This is a genomic window from Pseudescherichia sp., from assembly GCF_032052675.1.
GTDB lineage: Bacteria > Pseudomonadota > Gammaproteobacteria > Enterobacterales > Enterobacteriaceae > Pseudescherichia.
This window is the reverse complement of sequence record NZ_DAMBWA010000014.1, coordinates 91505-103426: the sequence shown is the minus strand read 5'-3', so window position 1 is coordinate 103426 and position 11922 is coordinate 91505. Positions and strand designations below refer to the sequence as shown.

Below are 11922 nucleotides of genomic sequence, written 5' to 3'. Positions count from 1 at the left end.
CGGACGATGGCAGTACCACGCCGCCGGACGATGGCAGTACCACGCCGCCGGACGACGGCGGAACTACGCCGCCGGACGATGGCGGCACCACGCCGCCGGACGATGGCGGCACCACGCCGCCGGACGATGGCGGAACCACGCCGCCGGACGATGGCGGAACCACGCCGCCGGACGATGGCGGAACTACGCCGCCGGACGATGGCGGCACCACGCCGCCGGATGATGGAGAGGAGCCTACTCCCCCTGTATCAACTCTGCTGATCGACCCATTGACAGGCGACAACATAGTAAACCAGCAAGAGGTTGGCACGGCTCAGGTTCTGGTGGGAAGAACCGATGCGGTTAACGCAGGGAGCCAGATTACTGTGACCCTGGGCAGTAACACATGGCAAACCATCGTTAATAACGATGGCAGCTGGAGCCTTGAAATACCGGCTGATGTTTTACAGTCTCTGGCACAGGGAGCGAACTCGCTCTCGGTCCTGCTGGTTGATAATGCCGGCCGTACCGTTACCTCCTCACTGGATTTCACGGTTGATACCGTTCCGCCCGCGCTCCAGCTGACCCCCTTCGTACCAAACGACATTCTTGATGCCTCCCAGCTCAGCGCTGACAAGATCGTACGTGGTTTTTCCGCCAGCGAAGATCAGGGTAGCGTGGTGACGGTGACGCTCAACGGTAAGAGCTATACCACCGCAGTGGATAACCTTGGCCGCTGGCAGTTGAGTATTCCTCAGACCGATATCCAGCAGCTGCAGGATGGTCAACCCTATACCGTGGAGTATCAGATCGTCGATCTGGCGGGCAACGTGACAACCGGCCAGGCGGACTTCAGCACTAACTTCACCAGTCCACAGGTGATTGTCGATCCGGTCACGGGGGATAACGTCCTCAATACCGCCGAGCTGCAGCTGAACCAGACGCTCTCCGGCCAAACCGTGAATATCCCGGCGGGGCAGGTGGTGACGATTACGCTGGGGACGAAAACCTACTATGCACAGGTGATGGGTGACGGCAGCTGGAAAACCACCCTGCCAGCGGGCGATCTCGCTTCGCTGGCACAGGGCGATAATCCGCTCACCGTCTCGGTAAATGATGCCAACGGCACGCCGGTGGAGCGCACCGAAACCATTAACGTCGATGGCTCTCAGACCGGCATCGCCATCGCGATCCTCTCAACCGATGACTACCTCAACGCCAGCGAGGCGCTAAGTCCGCTGGAGGTGCGTGGCGTAACCACGGTGACCGGGCCGGACGTCGGTATCGTGGTGCGCTTTAACGGCAAAGAGTATGCCGTCACCGCCATTGATGCTGCAGGTAACTGGAGCGTACAGATCCCTTCTGCCGATCTGCTGCTCCTGCCTGACGGTGCGAACACCGTTGAAGCGATAGTTACCCAAGGGCCTCAGTCAGCAGGCGACACCCACACGCTGAACGTGCAGATCCACTATCTGCCGATCCCCACAATCGATGCACCGTTTGGTGACGGCTACCTTAACAGCGTGGAAAAGGGGCTGGATCAGGTGCTGAGTGGTAACACCGGCGTTTCCGGTAGTGGTCAGAGCGTGAGCGTGCAGTTGGCGGGCAAAACCTACCAGGCGCTGGTGGATGGCGACGGCAACTGGCGTGCGGTCGTTCCCGCCAGCGATATGCAGACGATCCCAGACGGGCTGCTGACCATCAACGTCAATGTCATTGATGCCGCAGGCAACAGTGCGCCGCTGACCAGCACCGCACAGGTTGATACCACTCTGCCAGCGCTTAGCCTGCTGCCGCTGACGGCGGACGGCAAACTCAACGGCCAGGAGCTAGGGCAGGATCAGGTTCTGAGCGGCATCAGCTCGGTTGCCGAACGCGGTCAGCCGGTGACGGTCGTTCTGAACGGCAAAACCTACACCACTACGGTGGGAACGGATGGCAACTGGCAGCTGCCGCTTCCAGCAGCTGACCTTTTGCAGCTGAGTCAGGGCAGCTATCCGCTGACGGTAACGCTAACCGATACGGCCGGTAACACGCAGACCGTAACGCAGAATATCGATGTGAAAACCGCTCTACCTGCTCTTAACGTCCAGGCGCTGACCGACGGTAACGATCTGGATGCGGCAGAGCTCAGGGTCGACCAGATCCTCCAGGGAACGGTAACCAATGCCGAGCCGGGTAGCGTAATTACCGTTACTCTCGGTTCGGGCAGCTATCAGGGCAGTGTGGATGCGGGCGGCAGCTGGCGCGTCACTCTCCCTGCCGTGGAGCTGCAAAAGCTCTCTGACGGCACCAACACCCTGAACGTTAGCGTGACCGACGGTTACGGCCAGACGACCTCGGTTGATCACACCTTTACCGTGGATACCACCGTTGATGCGGTGGCGATCAGCATTATCTCCAGCGATGACTACCTGAATTTTGATGAGGCGAACAGCGATCTGGTGATCAACGGCAACAGCGCCGGGCTGCCGGTCGGTACCGTCGTAACCGTAACGCTGAACGGACAAAGCTATATTGGCGAGATTGCAGCAAACGGTGCATGGCAGGTAACGGTAGGCTCAGCCGATCTGCTGGCGCTGAACGATGGCTCTGCCGTAGTGACCGCCACCGCAACCGGCCCTAACGGCGTTGTTATCGACAGCCATACCTTTACGGTGATTATTAACGATCTGCCCCAGGCCGTGGTCAATACGCCGTTTGGTGATGGCGTTGTGAACCTGATCGAATCCGAGCGGGATCAGTTTGTGACCGGCAATACCGGTGTTACCGGCCCAGGGCAGACGGTTGTTGCCACCCTCAACGGGCAGCAGTACACCGGTACCGTTGCTGCCGACGGTAGCTGGTCGGTTGTGCTGCCAGCCGGGGCGATGACAACCCTGCCGGACGGCGCGGGATCGTTCGACGTGACCGTCACCGATGCTGCAGGCAACGACGCGTCCCAGACTATCCCGTTTAGCGTGGATAAGGTGCCGCCGGAGGTGACCGTCCAGCCGATCAACGGTACGGATACGCTCAACGCCGCGGAGGTGCAGAGCAACCAGGCTATCAATGTTATCTCGCCGGATGCCGCCCAGGTTATCGTGAACGTCAACGGTACAGGCTACACGGCGCTGCCGGGCGCCACGCCGGGTAGCTGGGTGGTGACGCTACCTGCCGGTGCGCTGGCTGCCCTGCCTGACGGACAGGTCGCCTATACCGTGACCGTGACCGATGCGGCAGGCAACGCAACGACCCTTACCCGGGGCGTTAACCTGGATGCCACAGCGCCGAACGTGGTGGTCGATCCGGTTACCCGCGACAACGTGCTTGACCCTGCCGAACTGGCAAACGGCTTTACCCTGACCGGGCGCACCGTCCCTGCCGATCCAGGCGCAACGGTGGCCCTTACCGTTAACGGCCAGCCCCTCAGCGCGGTGGTTAACGCCGACGGCAGTTGGGCAGTGCCGGTGTCGGCTACGGCTCTCAGCGGCCTCGGCGACGGCCCGCAGCAGCTTACGGTGACGGTCACGGACAGCGCGGGCAACGCCTCGGCGCCGCTGAACGTTGATTTCACCGTTGACTCCACCGCCAGCGCGCTGCTGATTAATCCGGTAGAGGGGGATAACGCCATCAGCCTGGCGGATATCAGCGATGGGATCACCGTTAGCGGATCGTCGGTCCGCATACCGGAAGGCACCCCGGTTACCGTCACCCTCAACGGGCAGCAGTATCAGGGGGTGGTTAACGCAGGCGGCTTCTGGACCGTGACCGTACCGAATAGCGCTGCCGCGCTGATCGGCGACGGTACGGCAACCGTGACTGTCTCCTCGGTCGATGTTAACGGCGTACCGCTTACCAGCGAGCAGCAGTTCTTGATCATCACCCAGCAGCTGCCGCTGGCGACCATTAACACGCCATTTGGCGACGGGACCATCAATGCCCTGGAAGCGGCGGCAGGCGGAGCGCTGACCGGCACCACCGGCAGCCGGGGCGCAGGCCAGAGCGTCACCGTTCAAGTGGATAACGGTGCGCCGATAAGCGGCACGGTGGATGCCAACGGCAACTGGACGCTGCCGCTGACGCCAGCGCAAATCAGTGTGCTGGCCCAGGGGTCCCATACGGTAACGGTGACCGTTGCCGATGCGGCGGGCAACCAGAATACGCAGATCGCACCGCTGAATGTCGATACCGTGCCGCCGCTGCTGACTATCAATAGCGTGACGGCAGATAACACCGTTAACAGCAGCGAAGCCAGCGGGGCGGTTGTCATTAGTGGTACCGGCGGGCCATACGATGCCCAGAACGTGCAGGCGGTGATCGTGCTGGTGAACGGCCAGAACTACGATGCGATCCTGCAGCCGGACGGGACCTGGAGCATTACGCTGCCAGCCGGCGCGCTGGCTAACGTTGCTGACGGTCCAGTCGCTATCTCAGCGCGGATCACCGATCCAGCAGGGAACTCTACTACTATCCCAGGCAGTTTCACCCTTGATGCTTCGCCGCTGAATGCTCCGCTGATTGCGGTGAACACCGTGTCGGCCGACAACTTTATTAATGCGCTGGAGGCGCAGAGCCCGCTGACGGTCAGCGGCACCACCACGCGCGTAGAGGAGGGGCGGACCGTCACGGTGACACTGAGCGGCCAGACCTATACCGCTCAGGTCGCTGCCGACGGCAGCTGGACGCTGGATATTCAGCCTGAGGCGCTGGCGGCAGTGGCTGACGGGGCACAAACCATTAGCGTGCAGGTTACCGATCTCGCCGGCAACGTGGCGACCGGCGCGCAGAACGTTACCTTTGCTGCCACCCCGGCTTCTCAGCCAACCCTGACCGTCAATACCGTGGCGCAGGATGACATCGTCAATATTCAGGAGCAGGGCCGTGACCTGGTGATCAGCGGCTCGTCGACCAATCTGGCGGCGGGTACGGTGGTCAGCGTCACCTTTGCTGGCGCGCCTTACAGCGCGACCATTGGCAGCAACGGCAGCTGGCAGTTTACTGTGCCACAGCCGGTGGTGCAGAACCTGGCTGACGGTATCACCTATACCGTTACCGCCACGGCAGTAGATGCTGCTCAAAATAACGCGCAGGCTACGCATACCGTTGGCGTCGACCTGACGCCGCCGCTGCTCACCGTACAGACGGCAGGCACCTTCCTGGAAGATAACCGGGTCAATATCGCTGAGTCGCTGCTGGATCAAACCATCACTGGAACCGGTACGCCGGGCCTGACGGTGCTGCTGCCTATCAACGGCAAAACCATTGCGGCCGTCATTGGCGAGAACGGTAGCTGGAGCATGACTATTCCGGCGGCAGATCTGCAGTTGCTGCCGCAGGGTACCTCGCAGCTAAACTTCAGCGTCACCGATCCGCAGGGCAACAGCCAGCCGGTAGCGGTGCCGATTAACGTTAACACCCAGAATGCGCCGTCTATTACGCTCAATGCGGCCTTTGGCGATAATATCGTCAGCGCGCAGGAGCTGGCAGCGGGGACTACGCTGACCGGGACGGTTAACGGTGTGCCAACCGGTACACAGGTTACGGTAACTATTGGTACGCAAAACTTCTTTGGCACCGTTACCGGCACCACCTGGGCCGTAACCGTAGCAGGTGGTGAACTGACCGGTAACGGCATCTTACCTGTGACGGTAACCGCGCTTGATACCTTTGGTAATCCGGCGACGGCCAGCGCTAGCCTCGACGTCGTGCGTTTTGGACCCGTGGCGGAGCTGCCTCCGGCGCTGTTTGGTGATGGCTACCTCAACCAGGCGGAGGCCAATACCGGGGCGCAAATTACCGGCTCTACCGGTCAGGCTGGGCCAAACCAGCAGGTGAGGATCGTCATTGATGGCCAGGAGTATAACGGTACGGTAGACGTCAACGGCAACTGGACGGTGCCGCTAACACCGCAGCAGCTTAACGCCTTTACCGACGCCACCCACACTATGACGGTAACCGTTACCGATCGCGCGGGTAACGTCTCTACCTCGCCGGAGCAGACGTTTATCGTCCGTACCGATGCGCTGACGCCGCCGACGCTGGCTACCGCCTTCACGGATGGCTTCCTGAGCGCCGCCGAAACGCTGGCTGACTCCGCACTTACCGGGTCAACGGGCGTGCCGGCAGGCCAGGTGGGCAGCGTACTGGTCAGTATCAACAATGGTCCAGCCATCGCCGCGACGGTAGAGGGCGCAACCTGGACGCTACCGCTGACCGCCGCACAGCTGCAGGCGCTGCCGGATGGCGTGCTGAGCGTGAACATTACCGTCACCGATGTTGCCGGTAATCAGATCACCGGTCAGGGCAGCTTTGAGGCGATTGTCGATGCGCTGCCGCAGGCGCAGTTTGTCACGCCGTTTGGCGATGGCACCCTGAACTATGTTGAGTCGCAGAGCGATCAGGTGCTGCGCGGCAATACCGGAGTGACCGGGCCGGGGCAGACCGTCAGCGTTACCTTGAGCACCGGTCAGATCTATACCGGGCCGGTGCAGGAGAACGGCGACTGGGCGATTACGCTGCCTGCTACCGATCTGCGAACGTTGGCTAACAACACCACGCCGACCTTTGAGGTGACCGTCCGCGATCGGGCTGGCAATACCGATACCGATCCGGGCAGCTTCCAGGTACGTACCGCGCTGCCTGCGCCGGTCGCTAACGATCTGTTTGGCGATAATATTCTCAATATCAACGAAGCGGCTGGCGCGGCGCAGATCACCGGCTCTACCCAGGTGCTCGGACCTAACCAGTATGTGACTATCCGCGTTGACGTGAACGGCACGCCGTATACGGCTAACGTGCTGGAGGATGGCACATGGACCATTAACCTGCCGGCAGGCTCGCTGCAGTCGCTGACCCAGGGGCCGCACCAGCTGGTGATCTATGCCGAGGATCAGTACGGCAACAGCGCTACCGTTCCGGTACCGTACCAGGTGGCGCTGACCCCGCCAAACGTGACCATCACTACGCCGCTGTTTGGCGATAACGTGGTCAGCGTGGAGGAGGCGAGCGGCACCAATACCATCGCCGGTAGCTTTACCACGACTTACCCGGTGGGAAGCCGCGTTGACGTGACGGTGGGCGGCAAGCTCTTTACTAACGTGCCGGTAAACGGTACTACCTGGTCTCTGACGCTGACCGACGCCGACTGGGCGGGCGTGGCGCGAGGGGATCAGAGCGTGCAGGTCACGGTAACCGACGGCGCGGGCAACGCCAACAGCACCAGCGCCCCGGTCACTATCCTGATCGATGTGCCGACGCTGCAGGTTACAACGCCGTTTGCGGGCGATAACGTCCTGACCTACGACGAGAGTCAGACGGTGCAGACCATCGCCGGGACCTCAACTAACCTGGAAGCCGGGCAGCCGTTGCTGGTCACCTTCCCTGACGGACGCACCTTCAATACCACTATTCAAGCGGACGGCAGCTGGACGCTGCAGCTGACGCCTGCGGATATGGCAGGGCTAACGGCGGGCACCATCACCGTTCAGGCCACGGATCGCGCGGGCAACCTGGTGTCGATCGACGGCGGCACGCTGGCGGTCGATCTGACCCCGCCGCCAGCCTTCCTGACTCTGGACGTGATCGCAGGCGATAACGTTGTTAATGCCAGCGAACTTACGGGCGATACTCTGCCGATCGCTGGTCGGGCCGTTAACGTGACCGGGCCGATTAATGTATTCCTCGACGGCAACGTTATTGGCAATACGACTATTGGACCTGACGGTAGCTGGACCTTTAACGTACCGCGTGAGCTGCTGGGTGAAGGGCCGCATACGCTGGGCGTGGCCAGCCTTAACGCACCTGAGTTTACCTCGGGGCAGGCGTTTGTCGTCGATACCGCTGTGCCGACCATCACGCTGAACAGCTTTGCCGGTGACAACGTTGTCAATATTGATGAGAAAGGGGTGAGCCAGACCATCAGCGGGACCGCCAGCGAGCCGGGCCGCGATGTTCAGGTGACGCTCAACGGCAAAACCTACTATGCAACGGTTAGTCCTCAGGGTGAGTGGACAGTCACCGTTCCGCAGAGCGACGTTGCAGGGCTTACCGACGGCACCTATCCGCTGACCGCCTCTATTACCGATGCGGCAGGCAACCCGCAAAGCACCACCCAGACGGTGACGGTAGATGCCAGCGCGCCGCTGCTCTACGTCGATGCGCTGGGCGTGCCGGCGGTGCTCAACACCGTCAGTGCAGCGTCGGGTCTGCTGCTGCAGGGGACCGGCGATCCGGGCAACGAGGTGACCATTCAGCTTGGGCCGATCAGCTGGACCGGGCAGGTCGATGAGCAGGGCAACTGGCGCTATGACTTCCCGAATATCGATCTGACGACCCTGACCGATGGCGCGCAGGTGATCAGCATCTCTTCGCGGGATAGCGCAGGTAACGTCTCCACCAACAACGTCGCGCTGAACGTGGCGCTCAACCCAACCCTGGGCCTGCTCTTTGATTCGCTCTTCTTTGGCGATGGCATCCTGAACGTGGCCGAGTCGCTGGTTACCCAGACCCTGACGGGCCAGGTCAGCGGCGACTATCGCGGGGCGAAGGTCAACCTGACGCTGGTGGGCACGGACGTCACCATCAACGATCTGCTGGTCGGGCCGGACGGCAGCTTCTCCGTCAACCTGCCGCCAAGCCTGTGGCAGGGGCTACTCACTGACACCGTGGCGCTGCAGTTTGACGTCATCGACGCCAACGGTAACACCCGTCAGGAGATTGTTGATGTGGGCCTGGCGCTGACCGACCTGCCGGTAGTGGGCGAGATCCTGATGACGGCGGATAACGTGCTTAACAGCGTGGAGAGCGGCGTTGCCCAGACCCTGAGCGGGACGCTCGACAATGCGGCGAACGTCACGGGAATGGTGGTCAACTTTGGTGGTCAGGCGATTAATGCGGTGGTGGATACCGTCACCGGCGCCTGGTCTGCGGTACTGCCAGATACGTTGCTTAATACCCTGCCGGACGGCCAGGCGAACGTTGGCCTGGCCATTACCGACGCCTTTGGCAACGTCATTAACACCAGCGCCAGCTTTAACGTCGCACGTGCGCTGCCGACCATTGGGCTTGATCCGCTGTTTAGCGACGGCGTGCTGAGCATTCCTGAGCTGCTGGGTTCCGCCCTGAGCGGCACCTCAACCCGCCTGGCTGGACAGCAGCTGACTATCCAGATCGGTGACGCAGAGGCCTTTACCACCAACGTCGACGGTAGCGGCCGCTGGGCCGTGAACCTGCCGGCGGCGGTACAGGCTCTGCTGCAGGGCATCGGCACGGGGGAGGTGCCGGTCACCGTCAGCGCCTTCGACCAGTACGGCAACCCGGCGAGCCAGACGGCTAGCATTCGGGTGGATCTGGTGGCGCCGGTGCTCAATAGCCTGGCGGTATTTACCGATAACGTGCTTAACGTGGCCGACTCGCTGCTGAACCAGACCATCAGCGGCGTGGTGGGTAACGCCCCGGTAGGCTCCCGCGTCGAAGTGCAGGTGGCAGGTAAAACCTTCCTCGGCGCGGTCGATGCGGGCGGTTTGTTCTCAATCAATCTGGCGCCATCCGATCTGACCGGCCTGCTGGACGGTGCCTTCCAGCCGCAGGTAACGATCGTCACCCCGGACGGCAACAGCGCGCAGATCGCCGCCCCGGTCGAAGTACGGGTAGGTCTGGCTAACCTGCCGACGGTGGTGATCAACTCCCTGTTCGGCAACGACGGCTACATTAACCTTGCCGACCTGGGGGTAGCACAGACCATCAGCGGTACGGCAGCAGGTCTTGCTTCGGGTCTCGTCACCGTCAACGTGGCGGGTCAGCCCTTCACGGGCAACGTAGTTGATGGCGTCTGGTCGGTAACGGTGCCCGCGGGTGCATTAGCCGGTAGCGTGGTCAACGGCGCGCTGAGCGTAACCGCCAGCGTAGTGGATACCGTCGGTAACATCGTGACCGGCAACCAGGTGGTCAATGCCATCGTACAGAACCTGCCGACGCTGGGTCTCAACCCGCTGTTTGGCAACGGCACGCTGGACCTGGGCGATCTGCTCTCTACGCCGCTGCTGTCGGGAACCAGTACTAACCTGGCCGTCGGGACCGTCGTTGACGTTAACATCGGCCCGCTAAGCCTGACCACTACCGTTGGCGCGAACGGAACCTGGCAGCTGGCGGTTCCGACTGTCTCCTTACAAGGGCTGGCGGACGGCCTGTTGCAGGTTACCGCCACCGCCCGCGATGTGGCGGGCAACGTCGCCAACACCGCGCAGGATCTGACGGTCGCTATCCAGCAGGCACCTTCGCTGCTGATCAATACCCTGTTTGGCGGCAACGGTCTGAACGCGGCAGAGATCCTCAGCGCGCAGGCGATCACCGGGACCAGTACCAACGCCGCCGGCTCGCTGATCAACGTCTCCCTTGGCGGTAAAACCTACCAGTCAACGGTGGCGGCCAACGGCAACTGGTCGGTCTCGGTACCGAAAACCGATCTTGCAGCGCTGCTGGACGGCACCCTGACGGTTAACGCCAGCCTGGTTAACCCGGCAGGAAAAAACGCTACCGCCACCTCGCTGGTGGATGTGATCACCCATAACCTGCCGACCATCTCGCTGACCTCGCTGTTTGGTAACGACGGCTACCTCAACATTAACGAGGCGGCGTCGGGCCAGGTCATCGGCGGCAAAATCGGCGGCGTACCGGCGGGGGCGTCAGTTGTCGTCACCCTGGGTGGAACGCCGATTAATGCGCTCGTTGATGCCGCAGGCAACTGGACGGCTACGGTCAGCAACTCGGTGCTGCAAAACCTCGCTACCGGCGCGCTGAAGGTGGGCGTAGCGGTTACCGACCGGGTAGGTAACACCACGGCGACCGAGGCGGACGTCAACGTTAAGCTGACCCAGCCGACGCTGGCAATTAACCCGGTCACCAACCTGCTGGGCGTAATAGGGGGCGTACTCACTGGCCTGCTCGGTTCAGCGAAATTGACCATCAGCGGCACTTCCAACAACCTGGGACAAGGGGCGCTGGTGCACCTCAACCTGTTGAATCTTGCGCAGGCGACGGCAATAACCGGTGCAGACGGCAGATGGTCAACTACGCTAGATGTAGGGCTTGATTTAGCGAAGATTTTGTCGCTAAGCACCGTCCTCAATCTCTATGCCGCAGATGCAGCAGGGAACGTGGGATATCTGAACGTTGGCCTCAACGGCAGCAACCCCACCACCACACCGCCAGTCGGGACGCAAACTCTCGCGGCAGAAGCCACCAGCTTCTCGCTGCTGACAGCCAGCGCGGTAGAGAGCAGCGATACCACCCAGCAGACCACGGAGGAGAGCAGCACAACGCCTGCCGCCGTGAGTCATGTTGCGGCTACCACGAGTGAAGAGAACACCGCTGACGACAGCGTGCTGAGTGCAACGGCTGACGATGCCTTCACCATTGGCGGCCTGAGCATCACCCTGGCCGACGGGACGCAGCAGAGCGGTGAAAGCGTGCAGGGTAGTGAGGGTAGCGACACCATCCACCTTTCAACGCTGGGCTTTATTGATATCAACGGTGGGGCGGGCACCGATACCCTGGTGCTGGATGGCGTCAATATGATCCTTAACCTTATTGATACCGCGAGCCGTGTCCACAACGTCGAGATCATCGACCTCGGTAAATCGGGTACTAACAGCCTGACGCTCGACCTGAACGAAGCGCTGACGGTGACCGATAAGCCGGAAGACGATCTGGTCATTAAAGGCAGTAACGGCGACCAGGTGAACCTGGTACATGGGGCGAACGACATCTGGGCTATTAGCGGTCAGCGCGAAGTGGACGGGATGCAGTTCGATGTCTATCACAACAGTGCGCAAAACACGACGTTAGGCGATGTGCTGGTCCAGCAAGGGCTGCACGTCAATATGGTATAGCTTTATCCCTGTCATTTATGCCTCAGGGATGAGGCATAAAAGATTATAAAAATATCACCAGGGACAGTCAGGG

Annotated in this window: 2 protein-coding genes; one reads left to right on the top strand and one right to left on the bottom strand. The window is 61.4% G+C overall.

Going from position 1 to position 11922, the window contains the following annotated elements; all coding sequences use genetic code 11:
* Window positions 1-286: hypothetical protein (locus RTX96_RS17335; RefSeq protein ID WP_312671648.1), on the bottom strand; the 286-nt coding region annotated here is incomplete at its 3' end.
* Between RTX96_RS17335 and RTX96_RS17330 the strand changes: the two genes are divergently transcribed.
* Complete coding sequence (locus RTX96_RS17330; RefSeq protein WP_312671644.1) at window positions 270-11849, top strand: Ig-like domain-containing protein; 11580 nt, start codon at window positions 270-272, stop codon at window positions 11847-11849. The two genes, RTX96_RS17335 and RTX96_RS17330, sit on opposite strands and share 17 nt — an antisense overlap.
* Window positions 11850-11922: the final 73 nt, after the last annotated feature.